Genomic DNA, 20,319 nt, shown 5'->3' on the forward strand with positions numbered 1-20,319 from the left:
GCCGCCGCCCCCGCCCCCCCCCCCCCCCCCGCGGCGGTAGGCCCGCCGGACCTCCTCGGCGGTCGCGTCGCGGGGCACGCCCAGGACCTCGTAGGCGGTGCGGTGCTCCTCGGCCGCGCTCACGGCGTGGGGTCCGGGCCGGGGGAGGCGTGCCGCTCGTGGTGCAGGCGCAGGAACAGCATGCCGTCGTCGTGGAGCACCTGGACCAGCTGCAGCCGGGCGGGGAGGCCGGGGCCGTCCTCGCCGGTCAGGACGCGGCCGGCGGCGGGTCCGGCCAGCAGCGGCGCCACGGTGAGGTGCACCTCGTCCACGAGGCCGGCCGCCGCGAGGCTGCCGAACAGGCGCGGTCCGCCCTCGCAGTGGACGACGCGGGCGCCGCGCGCGTGCAGGGTCGCCACCACGGTCTGGGGGTCCACGTGCTCCTCGCCGACCGCCAGCACGTCCGCGCGCGCGGCCAGCGCCGCCGCCCGCTCCGGCTCGGCCGCGAGGGCGGCCCGGGACGTCAGGATCCAGGGGCGCACCGGGGCGGCCGTGAAGAACGCGGACGCCGGGTCCAGGTCCAGGCTGCCGCTGACCACGGCCACGGGCGGGTCCGCGGGCCCGCCGGCCTCCGCGCGTCGACGCCGGTCCTCCTCGGACAGCAGCGCACCCTCGTAGCCCTCGGCCCGGATGGTCCCGGCCCCCACGAGCACGACGTCGGCGTCGTGCCGGGACAGCGAGAGCAGCCGCTGGTCCGCGGGGGAACCGAGCCCGCCCGCACGGCCGTCCAGGGTGGCCGCGCCGTCGGCGGAGGCGATGAACACGACGCGGACCCAGGGTCCGGGGCCGGTGTCCTCAGCCGCCGGGGCCGCGAGGGCGGTGCGGAGGGCGTCGTCGTCCAGGCCGGGGCCGGTCTCGGTCAGCCGTCTCATGCCCGCCCCCCGCGGTGGGCGCGGTGTCCGGCCAGGGTGCTGCGGTCCGGCGGCGGGTTCTCCGCGCCCATGTTGTGGACCAGGCGCGCCGGCTGACGCCACCCGAACACGCACTCGAGCATGCGGGCCGCCGAGACGGAGGCGTCGGCGTCGTGCATGCGCAGGATCCGGGCGCCGCCGTACACGCAGGCCGCGGCCGCGGCCAGCGAGCCGGGCAGCCGCTCGTGCCGGTGCTTGACCAGGCTCTCGCCGATGAAGTCCTTGTTCGAGACCGCGGCCAGCACGGGCAGCCCCAGGGCGGCGATCTCGTCCAGCCGCCGCGTGATCTCGAGGGTGTGCCGGGTGTTCTTGTTCAGATCGTGGCCGGGGTCCACGATGATCCTCTCTTCGGGGACGCCGAGCGCCACGGCCCGGTCGACGGTGCGCCGCAGGTGGTCGCGGACCTCCGTGACGACGTCGCCGTACGTCGGCCGGGGGACCACGGCCCGGGGTCCGCGCACGTGGGCGAGGGAGTGGGTGACCACGAGGTGCGCGCCCGCGGCGGCCACCACTCGGCCCAGGTCCGCGTGGAACAGCCCCGTGGTGTCGTTGACGACGTCCGCCCCCGCGGCCAGGGCCGCCTCGGCCACGGCCGGCTGGAACGTGTCCGCCGAGAGGATCAGCCGGCGCGACGCCTCGGACGACCCGGCTCCGTCTCCGCTCCGCAGGGCCGCGATCAGGGGGACCACCCGCGCCGCCTCCTCGGCGGGGTCGAGCTCCGCCCCGGGCGCGAACGGCAGGCCGCCGACGTCGACCCACTCGGCTCCGGCGTCCGCCGCGGCGTGGGCCTGGGCGAGGGCGTCCTCCAGGACGGCGCCGGCGCCGTCGTCGTAGAAGGAGTCCGGGGTGCGGTTGACCACGGCCATCGTGACGATCCGGCGGCGGAAGTCGATCTCCTGGTGGGCGAACCGGTGCACCGGGTGGACGAGGGGGACGGAGGGGGTCGGCACCCGGCCATTCAACCATCGGCGCCGCACGGTGACAGTGCGCCCCGGGAGGACTATATTTCCCTCCCGTGGCATCCACCTCGTCGCCGCGGGTCGGCCCGCGTCGGCCCCGCATCCGTCCGACCCAGCTCGTGGTCGGGTCCTTCCTCGTCGTCATCGTGACGGGCACCGGCGCACTGCTGCTGCCCGCCTCGTATCAGGGCCGCGCGCCCACCCCGCTGGAGGCCGCGTTCACGGCGACCAGCGCCACCACGGTGACGGGACTCGGCGTCGTGGACACCCAGACGTTCTGGACACCCCTGGGCCAGGTCGTGATCCTCGCGCTCATCAAGCTCGGTGGCCTGGGCGTCATGACGTTCACGTCGCTGCTGGGGCTGGTGATCCTCCGGCGGCTCGGCCTCACCCAGCGCCTCGACGCCGCGGCCTCCACCCGGGCCGAGGGGATCGGGGACCTGCCCCGGGTGCTGCGGGCCCTGATCCTGTACTCCACGGCCGTCGAGGCCTCGGTGGCGCTGCTGCTGAGCCTGCGCTTCTGGCTGGGCGTGGGGATGTCCCCGGGCCAGGCACTGTGGCAGGGGGTCTTCCACGCGGTCTCCGCATTCAACAACGCCGGGTTCGCGCTGTTCAGCGACAACCTCATGGGCTTCGTCTCGGACCCGTTCATCTGCCTGCCGATCGCGGCGGCGATCATCTTGGGCGGCCTGGGCCTGCCGGTCGTGCTGACCCTGCGGCGGGACCTGCGTCGACCCGAGCGGTGGAACCTCACGGTCCGGCTCGTGCTCGTGGGCACCGCGGTGCTGCTGGTGGGCGGCACGCTCATGTACCTCGTCCTCGAGTGGTCCAACCCGCGGACCCTGGGCGGTCTGGACCCGGCCTCGCGCGTGCTCGCGGCGTTCTTCCAGTCCGTCACGACCCGCACCGCCGGCTTCAACACCCTGGACTACGGGCAGATGCACCCCGTGACGCTCTTCGGCACCGACATGCTCATGTTCATCGGCGGCGGCCCCGCCGGCACCGCCTCGGGCGTGAAGATCACGACGGCGAGCGTCCTGCTGTTCATCGTGCTCGCGGAGATCCGGGGGGAGGGCGCCGTCCATGCGTTCGGCCGCCGGCTCTCCCGGACCACGCACCGCGAGGCGATCACCGTGATCATGCTCTCCGCGACCGCGATCGCCGTCGCCACGATGGTGCTCATGGGCCTGTCCTCGTTCACGACCGACCAGATCCTGTTCGAGTGCGTGTCCGCGTTCGGCACGGTGGGCCTGTCCACCGGCATCACCGCCCAGCTGCCGCCGGCCGCGCAGGGCATCCTCATGCTCCTCATGTTCGTCGGCCGCATCGGCCCCGCCACCGTCGCCGGCAGCCTGGCCCTGACCGACCGCACCCGCCACTTCGAGTACCCGAAGGAGAGGCCCCTCATTGGTTGATCTCACCCGTTCCCTGTTCGCCCCCCGCCGGGGCGACCGCCCCACCGTGGCCGTCCTCGGGCTCGGCCGGTTCGGCTCCGGGGTCGCCCTCGAGCTCATGGAGTCCGACTGCCACGTGCTGGGGGTCGACGCCGACGCCGAGGCCGTCCAGGCGCTCAACGGCCGGCTGACCCACGTCGTCCGCGCGGACAGCACAGCCGAGGAGGCGATGCGCCAGCTCTCGGTCCACGAGATGGACCACGTCGTCGTCGCCATCGGCGGCGACCTCGCCGACTCGATCCTCACCGTCTCGCTGATGCGGCGGTTCGGGACGCACCAGCTCTGGGCCAAGGCCAACGACGACCGCCACGGCGAGATCCTGCGTCAGCTCGGCGTGGAGCACGTGGTCCACCCGGAGCGGGACATGGGCCGCCGCGTGGCGCACCTGGTCAGCACGTCGTTCCAGGACTTCGTCGAGGTCGAGCCGGGCCTGGCCATGGTCCGGGCCACGCCGCCGTCGCGCCTGCTGGGCAGGGACCTGCGAGCCACCGGGCTCGCGGGGGAGCGGGGCATGCGCGTGGTCGCCGTCCGCAGCCGCGGCACGTGGCTCTACCCGCCGAGTCACTACGTGCTCGAGCCCGAGGACACGATCCTCCTGGTGGGCCCGACCCGCGACGTCGAGCGGTTCCTCGCCAGGGACTGAGCCGGGGCACATCCGGCGCGGCTCCTAGACTGGCCGGGTGACCACCCCGGACCGCGTGCACCTGGACCACGCCGCCACCACGACGGTGCGCCCCACCGCGCTCGCGGCCCTGGCCGAGGCGGCCGCGCTGCCGGGCAACCCGGCCTCCCTCCACGCCTCCGGCCGCCGGGCCAAGCTGCACCTCGAGGAGGCGCGGGAGCGCATCGCCGCGGCGCTCGGGGCGCACCCCTCCGAGGTGATCCTCACGTCCGGGGGCACCGAGGCGGACAACCTCGCCGTCCAGGGGCTGTACCGGGCCCGCCGCGCGGTCGCGCCGGAGCGCACCCGGATCGTGCTGACCGGCATCGAGCACCACGCAGTCCTCGACGTGGTGGACTGGCTCGCCGCGCACGAGGGCGCCGAGCCGGTGCTCGTCCCGGTCGACGACGACGGGCGGGTCGACCTCGCCGCATGGGGGGCCGCGCTGGCGGCCGCGCCCGAGCGGACCGCCCTGGCCACGCTGATGTGGGCCAACAACGAGATCGGCACGGTCCAGCCCGTCGCGGAGGCCGCCCGGCTCGCGGCCGACCACGGGGTCCCGTTGCACACCGACGCCGTCCAGGCCCTCGGGGCGGTGCCCGTGGACTTCACCGCGTCCGGGGCCGCGACCCTGGCCGTCTCGGGGCACAAGGTCGGCGCCCCCGTGGGGGTCGGTGCCCTGCTCGTGCGCCGGGACGTCACGCTGGAGGCCGTGGTGCACGGCGGCGGCCAGGAACGCCGCCTGCGCTCGGGCACGGTGTCGGTGGCCCTGGCCGCCGCGCTGGCGGCCGCCGTGGCGGAGGCCGTCGTGGAGCAGCCCGCCGAGGCCGCCCGCCTGGGCGGGCTGCGGGACGAGGTGATCGCCGCCGTCGACGCCCTGGACGGGGTGCGCCTGACCGGGCCGCGGGACCTCGACCCGGCGACGGGGCAGGCGCTGCCGCCGGGGACGCGCCGACTGCCCGGCAACGTCCACATCACCGTGCCGGGCCGGACGGCGGACGCGCTGCTGTTCTCCTTCGACATGGCCGGACTGGACACCTCGTCCGGGTCGGCGTGCACCGCCGGGGTGGCCGAGCCGTCGCACGTGGTCGCGGCCCTGCCGGGGCGGACGGAGGCCGACGCGCGGGCCACCCAGCGGTTCACCCTCGGCCGGACGACGACGCTGGCCGAGACGGCCGCGCTCATCGACGCGCTGCGGACGCTGCTGGGGCCGGGCGTCTAGACTGGAGCGCCCGTCCGTCGTCGAGAGAGGAGTCCGCCCGTGAAGGTCCTGGCCGCCATGTCCGGGGGAGTCGACTCCGCCGTCGCCGCGGCGCGTGCCGTGGACGCCGGGCACGACGTCGTCGGCGTCCACCTGGCCCTGTCCCGCATGCCCGGCACCCTGCGCACCGGCTCGCGTGGCTGCTGCACCATCGAGGACGCCTCGGATGCGTGGCGCGCGTGCGAGCGGCTCGGCATCCCCTTCTACACGTGGGACTTCTCCGAGCGGTTCGCGGAGGACGTCGTGGACGACTTCGTGGCCGAGTACGAGGCCGGCCGCACGCCCAACCCGTGCATGCGCTGCAACGAGCGCATCAAGTTCGCGGCGCTGCTCGAGCGCGCCCTCGAGCTGGGCTTCGACGCCGTCTGCACCGGCCACTACGCCGCCGTGCGGCCCGGTCCGGACGGCTCGCTGGAGCTGCACCGCGCTGCGGACGACGCGAAGGACCAGTCCTACGTGCTCGGTGTGCTGACCGCGGATCAGCTCGCGCACTGCCTCTTCCCGCTCGCGGACACGCCGTCCAAGGAGCTCGTGCGCGCCGAGGCGGCCGAGCGCGGCCTGTCCGTGGCGGCGAAGCCGGACTCCCACGACATCTGCTTCATCCCCGACGGCGACACCCGCGGCTGGCTCGCCGAGCGCATCGACCTGGCCCCCGGCCCCATCGTCGACCCGGAGGGGCAGGAGCTCGGCACCCACGCGGGCGCCCAGGCGTTCACGGTCGGCCAGCGCAAGGGCCTGGCCATCGGCCGTCCCGCGCCCGACGGCAAGCCCCGGTTCGTGCTCGAGGTGCGGCCGAAGGAGAACACGGTGGTCGTCGGCGGCCGCGAGCTGCTCGACGTCGACCGCATCACCGGCATCCGCCCGTCGTGGGCCGGCGCCCCGGTGCCCGAAGCCCGCACGGGCGCCTGGTTCGACTGCGCGCTGCAGTTCCGGGCCCACGGCGAGATCGTCGAGGCCCGCGCCCGCCAGCGCGCCGACGCGGCGGGGCATCCGGGGTGGGAGATCGAGCCGGGGCGCCCCCTGCGCGGCGTGGCTCCCGGTCAGACGGCCGTCCTGTACCGGGGCACCCGCGTGCTCGGCCAGGCCACCATCGACACCGCCCGCAATGCCCGGCTGTCGGCCCCCGCGGATGCGTAGGCTTCGGCCATGAGCCCGGACTACGACCCCCACGCCAGCTCGCTGCCCGGCACCGCGGACCCGGCGGTCCTCGACGAGCTCTTCGCGATCCGCGGCAGCATCGACAACATCGACGCCTCGCTCGTCTACCTGCTGGCCGAGCGGTTCAAGTTCACGCAGCGGGTCGGCGCGCTGAAGGCCCGGCACGACCTGCCGCCCTCGGACCCCGGGCGTGAGGCCGCCCAGATCGCGCGGCTGCACCGGCTCGCGCTCGAGGCGGACCTCGAGCCCGCGTTCGCCGAGAAGTTCCTGAACTTCATCATCGCCGAGGTCATCCGCCACCACCGCGCGCTGGCGGCCGAGGGCCGGTCGGACGCCGAGGCGGAGCCGGGGGCGGGCTCCGGGGACGCGGATGACTGAGGCCGCCCACGACGACGGCGCCACCGGCCCCGTCGCCCTCGGCGGCACGCCGTGGCGCGGCACCGACGTCGCCGAGGCGCAGCGCGTCACGCTCGGCGAGCTCGGCGCGGACCACTGGCCGGTGCTTCCCGAGCTGCCCGATCGCGGACCCGGCGCCGACGCCACCGGCCGCTCGGCCGCCCTCCTGCAGGAGCTGGCCGTCGACCTGCAGCCGCACGGCTGGCGGGTCAGTCCGCCCGGGGCCGCCGGCTCCGGCCGAGACCGACGCCGGGCCGTCTCCCTCTGGCGCGAGGACGCGCACCGCTGGGCGGACACCGCGGGGGCCGAGGGCGCCGTCGTCGAACGTCTGGCCGTGCGGGTGCGCGGCCCGCTCAGCCTGCTCGCCTGCCTCTGGCTGCCCGGGGGAGAGCGCGTGCTCGGCGACCACGGCGCGCGCCGCGACGTCGCCGAGTCCTATCTCGAGGGACTGCAGGACGCCCTGCCCCGCCTCCGGAGGGCCACCGGCGCGGGACGCCTCGGCGTCGTCGTCGACGAGCCGTGGGCGGCGGCCGTCCTCGCCGGGACCCTGCCCACCGCGAGCGGGTACCGCACCGTCCGGTCGCTGCCGCGCGAGGAGGCCCGCGGGCTGTGGCGCGCCGCCCTCGACGGGCTCACCGCCCTGCCCGACGTCGCCCGGGTGTGGCTCGCACCGGGCCGCCGCGCCGCCTCCCCGGGGGCCGAGCTGCCCGGGCCCGCCGCGCTGGCGGCGCTGACGGGAGAGTCCCTGCCCAGGCCCGACGCAGCCGCGGACGCGCCTGCCCGGGCCCCGGTCTCGCTCGTGGTGGGCGTGGGCGCCCTCGACGACGGCACGGACGGCACGCCCGGCACCCGCGAGGCGTGGGAGGCCGCGGCCGGCTGGGCCGACGTCGGGCGCGGGCTGACCCTGGCCCCCGAGCCGGGCGTGCGTCCGGTCGACGTCGTCCGCACGTGGGAACGGCTGGGGGTGGACCCCGGACGGGTGGGCGACGTCGGCCTCACGGCGGCGGGGTCGCACGACCCCGCCGTGCTCCGCACTCTGCGGCGGGACGCGGAGGAGCTGGCCGCACGGCTCGCCGAACTGCGCGGCTGAGCCGGCGCCCCGACGGGCGCCGGCGACCTTCGGCGTCGTCCGCCGTGGACGGGCCCGCCCGGCGGGTATCATCGGGCTGATCCTGAAAATTTCCTGTGCCCGGGGCCGGTCCCGCTCGCGGCGCCGGGGGGAGCGCTGACGAGGAGGTCAGGATGGGCAAGGCCAAGATCCTGGTGGTGGACGACGACGAGGCGCTGGCCGAGATGATCGGCATCGTCCTGCGCAATGACGGCTTCGAGCCGGCGTTCGCCGCGGACGGCACCTCCGCACTGCCCGCGTTCCACCGCGAGCGCCCCGATCTCGTGCTGCTGGACCTCATGCTCCCCGGCATCGACGGCATCGAGGTCTGCAGGCTCATCCGAGCCGAGTCGGACGTGCCGATCGTGATGCTCACGGCCAAGTCGGACACGGCGGACGTGGTGCGCGGCCTCGAGTCGGGTGCGGACGACTACGTGCCCAAGCCGTTCAAGCCGGCCGAGCTTGTGGCCCGCGTCCGGGCCCGCCTGCGTGAGGGGGAGGCGAAGCCGGCGGAGGTCCTGCACATCGGGGACCTCGAGATCGATGTGGCGGGCCACCAGGTCACCCGCGGCGGCGTCGGCATCGCCCTCACCCCGCTGGAGTTCGACCTCCTCGTGGCCCTCGCCCGGCGGCCGCGCCACGTCTTCACCCGCGAGATGCTGCTGGAGGAGGTCTGGGGCTACCGGCACCAGGCCGACACCCGGCTCGTGAACGTCCACGTCCAGCGCCTGCGCTCCAAGGTCGAGCCGGATCCCGAGAACCCGTGCGTCGTGCTGACCGTCCGGGGCGTCGGGTACAAGGCCGGCCAGGGCTGAGGGCATGACCGTGTCCGGCCCGGGGGTGAGCGCGGGCCCGGTGGCCGAGGCCGGCGCCGAGCCGGTCGAGCCCGCCGCCGGCCGCCCACGGTCGTGGGTCCCCGGCCCCGCGTGGCGTGCGCTGCGCCGCCGGTGGCGTCGGTCCCTGCGGCTGCGCACGGCGGTGCTCGCGGCCCTGCTCTCGATCCTCGCGGGCCTCGTGGTCGCCGCGTTCCTGACGCAGCAGATCACCCAGGCCCTCTTCGAGGCCCGCTACGAGCAGGTCCAGGCCGAGGCCCGCCGTGGCCTGAGTCAGGTGCGCGAGACGTTCGCGCAGACCACCGCCACGGACGCGCAGAGCACGGACGTGCTGGTGACCCAGACCCTGCGTGCCCTCGAGGGGGACTCGGGCACCACGATCCGCCGCCGCTACTACCTCGCCCCGCTGCCGGACTCCGAGTCCGCGTACGTGGGGACGATCTCCTCCGCCGGTCTCGATCCCGCGGTGATCCCCCAGGAGCTGCAGGACGCGGTCGCCTCCGGGCCGGGCGTGTACGACGCGAGCGTGGCGCTGCCGGACCCCGGCGGCGGCACCCGGCCCGGCCTCGTGTTCGGCGCCCAGGTGGTGCTGCCCCCGGGTGCCACCTACGGGCTCTACCTCGTCTACGACCTCTCGGACGTCCAGAGCTCGCTCGACTCGGTGCTCGGGGTGCTGCTGGTGTTCGGCGTCGGATTCCTGGTGATCAACGTGCTGGTCTCGTGGTGGGTCTCGCGGCGTGTGACCCGGCCCGTGCAGCAGGCGGCCCGGGCGGCCGAGTCCCTCTCGAGCGGTAACCTGGCCGTGCGGATGCCGGTCGACGGTGAGGACGAGATGGCCCGCCTGGGCATGTCCTTCAACCGGATGGCGGACAGCATCCAGGACCAGATCGGCCAGCTCGCCCAGCTGTCCCAGATGCAGCAGCGGTTCGTCTCGGACGTCTCCCATGAACTGCGCACGCCGCTGACGACCGTGCGGATGGCGGCCGACGTGCTGTACGGCTCGCGTGAGGACTTCGACCCGGTCAGCCGACGCTCGACCGAGCTGCTCTACCACCAGGTGGACCGCTTCCAGGCCATGCTCGCGGACCTGCTGGAGATCACCCGGTTCGACGCCGGCGCCGCCACCCCCGCCCTCGAGGCCACGGACATGCTCGAGCTGGCCCGCGACGTCGTGCTCACCTCTCAGCCGCTGGCCGATCAGATCGGCGTGCCCGTGTACATGGTGCCCATGGACCGGGACCGCGCCGACGGCCACGTCGCCTGGGTCGACCCGCGGCGGATCGAACGGATCCTGCGCAACCTGGTGAACAACGCGATCGAGCACGCCGAGGGCCGGCCGGTGGACGTGCTCGTGGCGGCCGACGAGGAGGCCGTCACGTTCGCCGTCGTGGACCACGGCATCGGCATGAGCCCCGAGCAGGTGCAGCGCGTGTTCGACCGGTTCTGGCGGGCCGACCCCTCACGCAAGCGCACCACCGGCGGGTCCGGACTGGGTCTGGCGATCGCCGCCGAGGACACCCGGCTGCACGGCGGCCGGCTCGAGGCGTGGGGCGAGCTGGGGGAGGGGTCCACCTTCATGGTGACCCTGCCGCGGGAGCCGCGCCCGGCCGTGCAGGGCGCGGAGGCCCCGGAACCGATCGGCCGCTCCGTGCTGCCCATCCCGCCCCGCTACAGCACGGCGGACCGCCGGTACGCCGATGACCTGTCCCGGCCCGTCCCGCAGGAGGCGGACGCCGACGCCGTCGGCACGGTCGCGGATGTCACCGCGGCGGCCGCGGCCGCCCCGCCGTCCGCGCGCCAGGCCGAGCAGGCCCTGACCGCACCCACCCGGCCGGTGCGCGTGGTCCCTGCGGAGGATCCCGCCCACGGGTCGGCCCCCGGGGACCCGACCGGCGACGACCCGGCAGAGGAGGCCCGATGACCACCGTGGATCCGCAGCCGCCCCGCCCGCCGCGGGTCGCCGTCGTCGGCGTGACCGTCGCCCTGATGCTCGCCCTCAGCGGCTGTACCCAGATCCCCCAGAGCTCCGAGGTGCGCAGCGCCGACCCGGTCGACGGGGCCACCGCAGACGCCGACGCGCCGCAGTTCCATCCGCCGGGACCGGCCGAGTCGGACACGGCGGAGGAGGCCATCCGGGGCTTCCTGCTCGCGGGCACGAGCCCGCAGGACGACTACGCGGTGGCGCGCGAGTTCCTCGACGGGCCCGCGGCCACCCAGTGGACGCCCGGACAGCGCACCCTCGTGTACTCGGCGGAGCCGCGCATCACCCGGGGCGACGGCGCCGGGGACTACCAGATCCAGGTCGAGGTCGACTCGGAGATCGACGAGTACGGCCTGCGGACCGTCGCGCCGCCGGGGACCACGCGGGCCTGGGCGGTCACGGTGCAGGAACGGCCGCAGGGCATGCGGATCACGTCCACGGAGAACGGCACGCTGCTCTCCCAGGCGCAGTTCGGACAGCTGTTCGCCCCGCACGAGCTCGCCTTCTACGACACCGCGAAGCGCTACGTCGTGCCGGACGTGCGGTGGTTCGTCAATCGGGGCACCACCGTGACCGCGCTGACGCGAGCGCTGCTGCGCGGGCCGGCACCGTATCTGGCCGGGGCGGTGGAGACGGCCTTCCCGCTGCGCACCGGCACCGACCTGGCCGCGCCCACGGTGCCCGTCGACGACGACGGCGTGGCCCACGTCGACCTCACCCAGGCGGCAGCCGAGGGGGCCGATGCCGACCGGCGGCACCGCATGCGGGAGCAGCTGGAGCTGACCCTGACGGGCCTCCAGTCGGTCAAGGAGGTCGAGGTGACCGTCGCCGGCGCCCAGTTGTCCACGTCGGGAGGCGACGGCCCCGCCCCGGTCCAGACCGACCCCGCCGTCGGCTCGGTCCAGGTGGGCATCGACACGGCGACGGGCGGACTCGTGTACGTGCAGGGGACCAGCGTCACGCCGGTGGGCGGTGCCCCGGACGTCACCGCGCTCGATCCGGTCCGCCCGACGATGTCCGGCGACCGCAGCCGATTCGCGTTCGTCACCCGTGATCGGACGGCGGTCCTCGTCGCCGGTACGGACGGCTCCCTGCGGGAGGCGCTGCGCGGCACCGGACTCACCGTCCCGTCGCTGGACCTCCTGGGCTGGGTATGGGCGGCCGACAGGGGGACGACCTCGCGGATCCGTGCCGTCCCGGCCCAGCCCGGCGGGCAGGAGCGCATCGTGACGGCCACCTGGCTGCGGCCCGGTGAGCGGATCGTCGACCTGCGGTTGTCCCGGAGCGGGGCCCGGGCCGCGATCCTCGTCGACGACGGCCAGCGGACCACCCTGCGCGTGTCCGGCGTCGTGCGCGGTTCGGACGGGGTGCCGAACGCCCTGACCGAGCCGATCCTGCTGCCCTCCTCCGGGTCGGAGGACTCGGTGGAGTGGGCCGGCGACACGAACCTGCTCGTCTCGGCGTACGCCGCGAAGCCCGACGAGCGCGTGGTGCCGCGGATCGTCTCGGTCGATGGCACCGTCCGGGAGCTCAACCCACTGGGCGGCCTGCGGGGGATCTCCGCCGGCGACGACGGCGCCTATTACGCGGAGACGGAGGAGTTCGTGTTCCTGCTGGTGGGCTCCTCGTGGCGGGCGCAGGAGCTCGACCGCGGGGTGCGCGACCTCTCGTTCCCAGACTGATCCGAGCCCGCGCCCGCCGCCCCGTCGTCCACTCCTGCACAGCCGCCCCGGCCCGCACAGCGGCTCGCCCCGGCGCCCGGACGGCGGCGGCGTGCGGTGGACTCGTCGCATGCGCACCCCGCCGTCCTCCCCGTCCCCGCCGTCGGTGTTCGGCACCCTCGGTCGGGCCCTGGCCGACCTGGTCCTGCCCGCCGAGTGCGCGGTGTGCGCCGCGCCGGGCCACCGGCTCTGCCCGGCCTGCGCGGAGGGACTGACCGCCGCCCTGTCCCGGCCCTTCCGGGCGGAGCAGGACGCCCCGACCCTGCCCTTGGGCCCCGGCGGCGCTCCGCTGCCGGTGATGGCGGCCGGGCGCTACGCAGACCCGCTGGCGGCCGCCGTGCTCGCGTTCAAGGACCATCACGCGCTGCACCTGCGCGGCGTGCTGGGCGAGGCCCTGTGCCGGACCGTCGCCGCGGCGCGTCTCGAGCCGGACCTGCCCGGGGCGCGGCACGCCCTGCTCGTCCCGGTCCCGGGCGGCGCGGTCGGATTCCGACGGCGCGGCTACGACCCGCTCGCCGAGCTCACCCGGGCGCTGCCGGCGCCGTGGCTGGTCTCCGACGCCGTCCGCGCTCGGCTGCTGCCCCGCGCCAGCACGCTCCGGGGCGGCGGCCCGTCCCATGCGGGCGCCGGGGCGGGCCAGCGCCGCCGGCGGGCCCGGGACTGGCGCGTCGTCGCCGGGCGGCTGCCGGCCGGCGCGCCCGTCCTGCTCGTGGACGACGTCCTCACCACCGGTGCCACCCTCGCCGCGCTCGCGGAGGCGGTGCGCCGCGCCGGCGGGCACCCCGTCGGGGCCGTCGTGCTCGCGGCCGTGGCCCCGCCGCGGGACCCCGCCGAGCCTGGCCCCCGGCCAGGCCCCCGGGTAGGGTGAACGGCACGGAATCGCCCCTACGGTTCCCGTCCTGCCGACGGCTGGAAGGAGGTCGCACCCTCGGACCCGCCGCCGCCCTGCGGACGCGACACCGAGGCGCACCTCCCCTCCCGAGGCCGGACCCGTGAGAGTCGGACCAGGAGGACGCCATGACCATGGATGTCAGCTACATCGCCCGCAACATCAGCCTCTCGGAGAGCTTCCGCGACCACGTCGTCGAGCGCACCGAGCGCCTCCAGCGGCTCGCCGAGGGCGCCGACACGCTCGAGGTCCGCGTGACGAAGGAATCCCACCACAAGCACTCGGACGAGGCGGTCCGCGTGGAACTGACGGTCCGCGGCCCGCGGGACGTCGTGCGGGCTGAGGCCGCCGCGGACGACGAGCTGGCAGCCTTCGACAAAGCCGCCGCCCGACTGACCGAGCGCCTGCGGCGCCTGCGCGACCGGCGCAAGGACCGTCGCCGCGGCAAGCTCGGCGCCTCCCGCGGCGCGGGCGAGGTCGGCTTCGTGCCACCGCTGCCGCCGTCGGGCGCCGCGCTGGCCGCGGAGGACGCCTCCGCGCAGGACGCCCCCGAGGCGGGCACCCCGGTGCGCATCCGGCAGAAGGCGTTCCCCGCGACCCCCATGAGCGTGGACGACGCCGTGGACGCGATGGAGCTGGTCGGCCACGACTTCTACCTCTTCCAGAACGCCGAGACCGGCGTGCCCTCCGTCGTCTACCGCCGCCGAGGCTGGAGCTACGGCGTGATCCGCCTGGACGAGTCCCTCCCTCAGGATCACGTCTCCGCCTCCGAGGGGGAGCAGGCATACCAGACGCGGGAGGACTGACCGCCCCGCCGACGTCGACCACGACCTGCTGACGCCGCGACGCCCCTCCCCTCCGGGACGGGCGCCGCGGCCCGTCCGGACTCGGCCCGTACACTGTCCCGGAGACCGCGCCACGGCCGCGCGCGAGGGGCATCCCGTCCCGCCCCGGCCACACCGCAAGGGAGCAGAGAACCAGTGCCTTCGATCATCGACCGCGTCCTGAAGATCTCGGACAACCGCGTCCTCAAGCGCATGCAGGCCACGGTGGACGCCGTGAACCTCCTCGAGGACGACTTCCGGGCGCTCAGCGACGCGGAGCTGCGTGCCGAGACGGACACGCTCCGGGCCCGGCATGCGGACGGCGAGTCGTTGGACCTGCTCCTGCCGGAGGCCTTCGCCGCGGTCCGCGAGGCCGCGGGACGCACGCTCGGCCAGCGGCACTACGACGTCCAGCTGCTCGGCGGCATCGCGCTGCACCAGGGCAACATCGCGGAGATGAAGACCGGCGAGGGCAAGACCCTCGTGGCCACCGCTCCGGCCTACCTCAACGCACTGTCCGGCAGGGGCGTGCACGTGGTGACGGTCAACGACTTCCTCGCCTCCTACCAGGCCGACCTCATGGGCCGCGTTTTCCGCTTCCTCGGCATGCAGACGGGCGTCATCGTGGCGGGCCAGACCCCGGCCGTACGGCGCGAGCAGTACGCCGCGGACATCACCTACGGCACGAACAACGAGTTCGGCTTCGACTTCCTCCGGGACAACATGGCCTGGTCCCTCGACGAGCTCGTGCAGCGTGAGCACCACTACGCGATCGTCGACGAGGTGGACTCGATCCTCATCGACGAGGCCCGCACCCCGCTGATCATCTCCGGCCCCGCCCAGGGCGAGGCCAACCGGTGGTACGGCGAGTTCGCCCGGCTGGTGCGCCGCCTCGAGGCGAACACGGACTACGAGGTGGACCACAAGAAGCGCACCGTCGGCATCCTCGGCCCCGGCATCGAGAAGGTCGAGGACCACCTCGGCATCACGAACCTGTACGAGACGCAGAACACCACGCTCATCCAGTTCCTGAACAACGCGGTCAAGGCCAAGGAGCTGTTCAAGCGGGACAAGGACTACGTGGTCCTCGACGGCGAGGTGCAGATCGTCGACGAGCACACGGGCCGCGTGCTCAAGGGACGCCGCTACAACGAGGGGCTCCACCAGGCCATCGAGGCCAAGGAGGGCGTGGAGGTCAAGCCCGAGAACCAGACGCTGGCCACGGTGACCCTGCAGAACTACTTCCGCGGCTACGAGAAGCTCGCCGGCATGACGGGCACCGCCGAGACGGAGGCCGCCGAGTTCACGTCGACCTACGGCCTCGGCGTCGTCGTGATCCCGCCGAACCGGGAGCCACAGCGTGTGGACCGCAACGACGTGGTGTACAAGAACGAGAAGGTCAAGTTCGACGCCGTCGTCGACGACATCGCCGAGCGGCACGCGAAGGGCCAGCCGGTCCTGGTGGGCACCACCTCCGTGGAGAAGTCCGAGTACCTCTCCACGCTGCTGGCCAAGCGCGGCATCCGCCACGAGGTCCTGAACGCGAAGAACCACGCCCGCGAGGCCGCCATCGTGGCGCAGGCGGGCCGCCCGGGCGCCGTCACCGTGGCCACCAACATGGCCGGCCGCGGCACCGACATCATGCTCGGCGGCAACGCCGAGTTCACGGCGGTGGCCCGCATGCAGGAACTGGGCCTCGACGCCGCCGAGGACCCGGAGGCGTACGAGGCCCGCTGGCCCGAGGTGCTGGCGGAGGCCGAGGCCGCCGTGGAGGACGCGCACCGCGCGGTCATCGAGGCCGGCGGCCTGTACGTGGTGGGCACCGAACGCCACGACTCGCGCCGCATCGACAACCAGCTGCGCGGTCGTTCCGGCCGTCAGGGCGACCCGGGCGAGTCCCGGTTCTACCTCTCCCTCACGGACGAGCTCATGCGCAACTTCAACCCGGGCGTGGCCCAGCGGATCATGAACAGCCCGTCGATCCCGGACGACATGGCGCTCGAGTTCGGCTTCGTCTCGAAGGCGATCCAGAATGCGCAGGCGCAGGTCGAGGGGCGCAACGCTGAGCAGCGCAAGAACGTGCTCAAGTACGACGACGTGTTGAACCGCCAGCGCGAGGCCATCTACACGGACCGCCGTTCGATCCTCGAGGGGGAGGACCTGCAGGACCGGGTGCGCCGCTTCGTGGAGGACGCCGTCGGGAACATCGTGGACGCGGCCACCGAGGAGGGCCAGGCCACCGACTGGGACCTCGACCAGCTGTGGCGGGACCTGGCAGAGATCTACCCCGTGGGAGTCTCGCAGGAGGACGTCCTCGACGAGGTCGGCGGCCGGGGCCGGCTCAAGGCCGAGGTCCTGAAGCGCGAACTCGTCTCCGATGCGCTCCTGGCGTACGAGGACCGGGAGGCGCAGGTGGGATCCGAGGCGCTGAGGGAGGCGGAGCGTCGCGTGGTGCTCGCCACCATCGGGCGCCACTGGCAGGAGCATCTCTACGAGATGGACTACCTCAAGGAGGGCATCGGGCTGCGCGCGATGGCCCAGCGCGAGCCCCTCGTGGAGTACCAGCGCGAGGGCTACACGATGTTCCAGAACATGCTCGCCGGCATCCGCGAGGACGCCGTGCGCACGCTGTTCCAGGCGCAGATCAGTGCGGCCCCCGCGCCGACGTCGCTGCCCGGCGTCAAGGATGCCCGCGCCGTGACGATGGCCCCGCAGATCTCGGTGGAGGGCGTCGACGCCCCGCAGCGCCCGGCGCAGCTGCGTTTCACCGGTCCGTCCGAGGACGGGCAGAGCGCGGTCACCCGCAGCGGCACGGACTCCGGCGCCACGGTCGCCGCGGGCACGAACCGCCGCTCCCGCCGTCAGGCGGAGCGCCGCGGCCGCCGCGGCTGAGCGGCACCCCGCCACGACGCAGGACGAGGGCCCGCAGACCTCCAGGTCTCCGGGCCCTCGATCGTCGGTCCGACGGGGCGATCCGGCTCAGCCGATCTCGACCGACGTCACCTTCCAGCGGCTGAGCCGCCGCTCGAGTCGGAGTGCGAAGGCCCGGGCCCGGCCCTCCCACAGCACCGTCGCGCTGGCCTCCACCCGGCCGGGCGCGACCTCGCACACGCGGGCACCCACCGGGCGGGGTGCGGACGCGGGCGCCCGGGGCGGGACGGCCGGGGCGGGTCGTCGACCGGGCCCGGTCGGCGCGACGGCGCCCAGCAGCTCCATGCGACGGGTCAACTTGTCCAGCACCTCGGGCGAGAGCCAGGCGGAGAGGTCCCGCAGGGCACGGCGGCCCGTCTCGACCTCGACGCAGGCGACGGCGATCACGGCGGCGAGCGAGCGGACGCGGCGCAGCTCCTCGCGCCCCTGCTCGGTGCGGGCCCGCCGGGCGATCTCCTCACCGCGGGGCAGGACCGCGGGGCTGTGGGCGGGTCCGTGGAGGAGGGTGTCGGCGGTGCGCCGGGCGGACGCGGTGCGGGGGCGGGTGGCAAGGGCGGTCATGGCGGTCTCCTGAGGACGAGGCGAAGTGGGGGAGTGCAGGGTCGTGGATGTCATGGCCGTGGTCCGTCCACGCCGGCGTGCGGGGCGAACACAGGGGAGGTCAGCACGGTGCCGGGCAGCAGCAGGTGCGGGTCGTCGCCGATCACCCGCCGGTTGGCCTCGTACCAGCGGCGCCACCGGGCGTCGATCTCTCGGGGGGTCGCGTCCGGTCCGAGCTCGGCGGCGGCGAGGTGCCACAGGCAGTCGCCGCGCCGGACGGTGACGGTGGGGTGGTCCGGATCTGCACGGCCGGTGCCGGCGCCCGGCGGGGCCGGCGCCGGGGGCCGGGGCGTCCACGCGGCGTCCGGCGCCGTAGCCTCGACGCCGGTGGTGTGCGCGGGGGACGCGGCCACGGTCCAGGAGGCGTCCGGCACGGGATGAGCCGCGTCCGCCCACGCGGCCGGCGCCGCGAGCAGCTGGGCACCGACGACGGCGCCGGCTACGCGTCCGAGCAGGGCGGGAGTGAGGCTCCGGCCCAGGCGGGCCCAGGCCGGCCGGCCCGCACGGCGCCCCAGCGCGACGAGCGCCAGCCCGGTCAGGCCCACCGCCCACCACGCGAGCAGTCCGAGCCCGGCGAGACCGGCGCCGAGGCCCAGCACACGGGTCAGTTCCGCCGCCGGCGCGCTGGTGCCCGTCTGCAGCAGCGCCGCGGCACAGGCGAGCAGACCGGGTCCGGCCAGAAGCAGGACGGTGAGGCCGACGGCGTCCGCCGCGTCGACCGGACGGGTCGGGGCCGGGCCGGCCGGTGATGTCGAGCGCTCCATGGATTCCCCTCCTGTGCGTCCGTCCGGCCGCGATCCCGCGATCAGGCCGGTGATGATGACCACAGTGAACTGCATGGCCGGATGGGTGTCAAGAGTGATGTTTGATGATGTTTGACGATGTCCAGCACGGGCTGCTGAGCCTCCTATGCTGAGCGCATGCGGTGGAACGGACTCTTCGACGACCTGGAGGCGCACTGGGTCGACCTCGGATGGCAGGAGACGGTGGCCGAGGCCGCGGAGCTGACCCGAGCGGAGTGGATGGCGCTGTCCCTGGCGGACCGCCTGCGCGGAGCCCGCGGGCGGCAGGTCCGGCTCCACCTGGCCTGGGGCGAGGCCGTGGACGGCGTGGTGCACACGGTGGGCCAGGGTTGGGTCGGTGTGCACGTCGACGGCTCGGGATCGGCGATCGTCGCGTTGGACTGCGTGGCGGCCGTGGAGGCCGACCTGACCCGCGCCGCTCTCACGCCCGAGCTCGCCGCGGCCGGCTGGGGGACGGTGCTGCGCGGCATCGCGCGGACGCGCCAGCCGGTGGCAGTGACGGGGCGCCTCGGCGCGGCACTGGCGGAGGGCACCGTGGACCGGGTCGGCGGCGACCACCTCGACATCGCCCGCCACCCGCGGGACGAGGCCCGGCGGGCCGCGGCCGTCCGCGGGCGGCTCGTCATCCCGTTCGGGGCGCTGGGGACGGTCCGGACCGCACTGCGTCCCGCGTGAGAAGACCGTGTGGGCTCAGCGGGCCTTCGCGTCCGCCTCGGTCCACTCCCGGACGCGGGCGCGCGTCACTTCCTTCTGACGCTCCACGTAGTCCTCGAGCCAGGACACCTCGATGCGCCACTGGCCGCGGCCCCCGACCTGGATGGCCTGCAGCTCACCCGAGCGCACCAGGGCGCGGGCGGCCTGACCGGAGATGTTCAGGGTCTCCGCGACATCGGTCAGGGTGAGAAAGCGCTGCACGGTGCTCCTTCGGTCGAGGCGTCCAGGACGGTCGCGGTCGGCCCACGACGTCGACCCATTCAACCCCGGGAACACCCGGAGGCGACACTTTTCCACAGCGTACGTGGCGGATCCGGCGATCCACGGCCGCGGCGGTTACCCTGGGCGCAGCGCGGAGGGGCCGACACCGACGGGGTGCCGGGGCCGCGGCGGCCCGAGAGGCCGGTCCGAAGGGGGGAACATCCGGTGTCCACGACCATGTCCGCGTCCGCCGAGGGCGGCCGTCTGCGCCGGCCCCGCTGGCGGGATCCCCGGCTCCTCGTCGGTCTCGTGCTCGTCCTCGCCTCGATCGCCGGCGTCGTGGCCTTGGTCGCCTCCTCCCAGCGGACCGCCGCGTACTGGACGGCCGCGGAGGACCTGCCCCCGGGCACGCCCATCGCGGCCGGGGACCTGCGGCCCGTGGAGGTGAACCTCAGCGAGGCCGGCGAGCGGTACCTCAGCGCCGATGCTCCGGCGCCCGAGGGGCGGATGGTCTCCGGGACGGTCCGGGCCGGCGAGCTGCTGCCTGCGGCGGCACTGGTGGACGCGGACCCGGACGGCCGTCGTCCCGTCGGGGTGGCCCTGGACGAGCCGCTGCCGTCCGGCGTGGGCGTGGGGGACCGCGTGGACGTCTGGGTGGCCATGCCCGCGGAGGGAGGCCGCGGCCATGCGGACCCGGCCCGGCTGGCCGAGGCGCTCGAGATCTCCGAGGTCACGGCGGAGCAGAGTGGCTTCGGCGGCTCGGGCACCACCCGGGTGCAGCTGCTGGCACCGGAAGAGACCCTGCCGCGCATCGTGGACGCGAAGGTCAAGGACGCGCGGGTCACCCTCGTGCCGGCCCACGGGGTGCGCTGACC

19 protein-coding genes are annotated in these 20,319 nt (G+C 74.9%); 14 read left to right on the plus strand and 5 right to left on the minus strand.

What is annotated here, in order from left to right:
• Positions 1-119 precede the first annotated feature (119 nt).
• Positions 120-911 carry a pyrimidine reductase family protein gene (locus ACFI33_RS07550; RefSeq protein WP_036315978.1) on the minus strand — a complete coding sequence of 264 codons (792 nt, stop codon included), beginning with the start codon at positions 909-911 and terminating at the stop codon, positions 120-122.
• Positions 908-1,900: a dihydropteroate synthase gene (gene folP, locus ACFI33_RS07555; protein ID WP_462623912.1), complete on the minus strand. Its 993-nt coding sequence runs from the start codon at positions 1,898-1,900 to the stop codon at positions 908-910. The genes ACFI33_RS07550 and folP overlap by 4 nt, the downstream gene beginning before the upstream one ends.
• A 65-nt stretch (positions 1,901-1,965) precedes the next feature.
• Here folP and ACFI33_RS07560 point away from each other — a divergent pair, with 65 nt between their 5' ends.
• From ACFI33_RS07560 to secA, 12 genes are all read left to right on the plus strand, one after another.
• Positions 1,966-3,324: a TrkH family potassium uptake protein gene (locus ACFI33_RS07560; RefSeq protein WP_115260876.1), complete on the plus strand. Its 1,359-nt coding sequence runs from the start codon at positions 1,966-1,968 to the stop codon at positions 3,322-3,324.
• Positions 3,317-4,006 (plus strand): potassium channel family protein, encoded by a 690-nt coding sequence (locus ACFI33_RS07565; RefSeq protein ID WP_036338302.1) that lies wholly within the window; start codon positions 3,317-3,319, stop codon positions 4,004-4,006. The genes ACFI33_RS07560 and ACFI33_RS07565 overlap by 8 nt, the downstream gene beginning before the upstream one ends.
• Before the next feature lie 37 nt (positions 4,007-4,043).
• Positions 4,044-5,246, plus strand: coding sequence for a cysteine desulfurase family protein (locus ACFI33_RS07570; RefSeq protein ID WP_462623913.1), 1,203 nt, complete (start codon positions 4,044-4,046; stop codon positions 5,244-5,246).
• 39 nt (positions 5,247-5,285) lie between these two features.
• Entirely contained in the window at positions 5,286-6,422 is a 1,137-nt protein-coding gene (mnmA, locus tag ACFI33_RS07575) for a tRNA 2-thiouridine(34) synthase MnmA (RefSeq protein ID WP_069942006.1), read from the plus strand.
• A 9-nt stretch (positions 6,423-6,431) separates the two neighbouring features.
• A complete protein-coding gene (locus ACFI33_RS07580) occupies positions 6,432-6,821 on the plus strand; it encodes a chorismate mutase (protein ID WP_049147338.1) in 390 nt (129 codons plus the stop codon).
• Complete coding sequence (locus ACFI33_RS07585) at positions 6,814-7,929, plus strand: hypothetical protein (RefSeq protein WP_462623914.1); 1,116 nt, start codon at positions 6,814-6,816, stop codon at positions 7,927-7,929. Before ACFI33_RS07580 ends, ACFI33_RS07585 begins: the two co-directional genes overlap by 8 nt.
• Positions 7,930-8,081: 152 nt before the next feature.
• Entirely contained in the window at positions 8,082-8,762 is a 681-nt protein-coding gene (gene mtrA, locus ACFI33_RS07590) for an MtrAB system response regulator MtrA (protein WP_127435606.1), read from the plus strand.
• Between the two features lie 4 nt (positions 8,763-8,766).
• Entirely contained in the window at positions 8,767-10,701 is a 1,935-nt protein-coding gene (gene mtrB, locus ACFI33_RS07595) for an MtrAB system histidine kinase MtrB (protein WP_462623915.1), read from the plus strand.
• Positions 10,698-12,443, plus strand: a complete 1,746-nt coding sequence (locus ACFI33_RS07600; RefSeq protein WP_127435435.1) for an LpqB family beta-propeller domain-containing protein — start codon at positions 10,698-10,700, stop codon at positions 12,441-12,443. Before mtrB ends, ACFI33_RS07600 begins: the two co-directional genes overlap by 4 nt.
• Positions 12,444-12,552: 109 nt before the next feature.
• Positions 12,553-13,350, plus strand: coding sequence for a ComF family protein (locus ACFI33_RS07605; RefSeq protein WP_036315999.1), 798 nt, complete (start codon positions 12,553-12,555; stop codon positions 13,348-13,350).
• Positions 13,351-13,499: 149 nt separating this feature from the next.
• Complete coding sequence (gene hpf / locus ACFI33_RS07610; RefSeq protein WP_036316002.1) at positions 13,500-14,177, plus strand: ribosome hibernation-promoting factor, HPF/YfiA family; 678 nt, start codon at positions 13,500-13,502, stop codon at positions 14,175-14,177.
• Between the two features lie 174 nt (positions 14,178-14,351).
• Positions 14,352-17,087: a preprotein translocase subunit SecA gene (gene secA, locus ACFI33_RS07615; protein ID WP_148408402.1), complete on the plus strand. Its 2,736-nt coding sequence runs from the start codon at positions 14,352-14,354 to the stop codon at positions 17,085-17,087.
• A gap of 87 nt (positions 17,088-17,174) precedes the next feature.
• Here secA and ACFI33_RS07620 read toward each other — a convergent pair whose 3' ends face one another.
• On the minus strand, positions 17,175-17,687 hold the full coding sequence (locus ACFI33_RS07620; protein ID WP_233263195.1) for an Rv3235 family protein: 513 nt from the start codon (positions 17,685-17,687) through the stop codon (positions 17,175-17,177).
• 50 nt (positions 17,688-17,737) lie between these two features.
• On the minus strand, positions 17,738-18,490 hold the full coding sequence (locus tag ACFI33_RS07625) for a LysM peptidoglycan-binding domain-containing protein (protein WP_036316008.1): 753 nt from the start codon (positions 18,488-18,490) through the stop codon (positions 17,738-17,740).
• Positions 18,491-18,646: 156 nt separating this feature from the next.
• Here ACFI33_RS07625 and ACFI33_RS07630 point away from each other — a divergent pair, with 156 nt between their 5' ends.
• A complete protein-coding gene (locus tag ACFI33_RS07630) occupies positions 18,647-19,204 on the plus strand; it encodes a hypothetical protein (protein ID WP_036316011.1) in 558 nt (185 codons plus the stop codon).
• A gap of 15 nt (positions 19,205-19,219) precedes the next feature.
• On the opposite strand, the gene ACFI33_RS07635 is transcribed toward ACFI33_RS07630, so the two are convergent.
• Positions 19,220-19,444, minus strand: a complete 225-nt coding sequence (locus ACFI33_RS07635; protein WP_002854861.1) for a helix-turn-helix domain-containing protein — start codon at positions 19,442-19,444, stop codon at positions 19,220-19,222.
• A gap of 225 nt (positions 19,445-19,669) precedes the next feature.
• On the opposite strand from ACFI33_RS07635, the gene ACFI33_RS07640 reads away from it, so the two are divergent.
• A complete protein-coding gene (locus ACFI33_RS07640; RefSeq protein ID WP_002854857.1) occupies positions 19,670-20,317 on the plus strand; it encodes an SAF domain-containing protein in 648 nt (215 codons plus the stop codon).
• The last annotated feature ends 2 nt before the right edge of the window (positions 20,318-20,319 follow it).

It is taken from the genome of Micrococcus sp. PSi08, from assembly GCF_054960655.1.

Bases quoted from the DNA above. Each gene is read 5' to 3' on its own strand.
- ACFI33_RS07550 (WP_036315978.1), bottom strand. From the start codon at position 911: ATGAGACGGCTGACCGAGACCGGCCCCGGCCTGGACGACGACGCCCTC.
- ACFI33_RS07580 (WP_049147338.1), top strand. From the start codon at position 6,432: ATGAGCCCGGACTACGACCCCCACGCCAGCTCGCTGCCCGGCACCGCG.
- ACFI33_RS07585 (WP_462623914.1), top strand. From the start codon at position 6,814: ATGACTGAGGCCGCCCACGACGACGGCGCCACCGGCCCCGTCGCCCTC.
- mtrA (WP_127435606.1), top strand. From the start codon at position 8,082: ATGGGCAAGGCCAAGATCCTGGTGGTGGACGACGACGAGGCGCTGGCC.
- mtrB (WP_462623915.1), top strand. From the start codon at position 8,767: ATGACCGTGTCCGGCCCGGGGGTGAGCGCGGGCCCGGTGGCCGAGGCC.
- ACFI33_RS07600 (WP_127435435.1), top strand. From the start codon at position 10,698: ATGACCACCGTGGATCCGCAGCCGCCCCGCCCGCCGCGGGTCGCCGTC.
- ACFI33_RS07605 (WP_036315999.1), top strand. From the start codon at position 12,553: ATGCGCACCCCGCCGTCCTCCCCGTCCCCGCCGTCGGTGTTCGGCACC.
- hpf (WP_036316002.1), top strand. From the start codon at position 13,500: ATGACCATGGATGTCAGCTACATCGCCCGCAACATCAGCCTCTCGGAG.
- ACFI33_RS07620 (WP_233263195.1), bottom strand. From the start codon at position 17,687: ATGACCGCCCTTGCCACCCGCCCCCGCACCGCGTCCGCCCGGCGCACC.
- ACFI33_RS07625 (WP_036316008.1), bottom strand. From the start codon at position 18,490: ATGGAGCGCTCGACATCACCGGCCGGCCCGGCCCCGACCCGTCCGGTC.
- ACFI33_RS07630 (WP_036316011.1), top strand. From the start codon at position 18,647: ATGCGGTGGAACGGACTCTTCGACGACCTGGAGGCGCACTGGGTCGAC.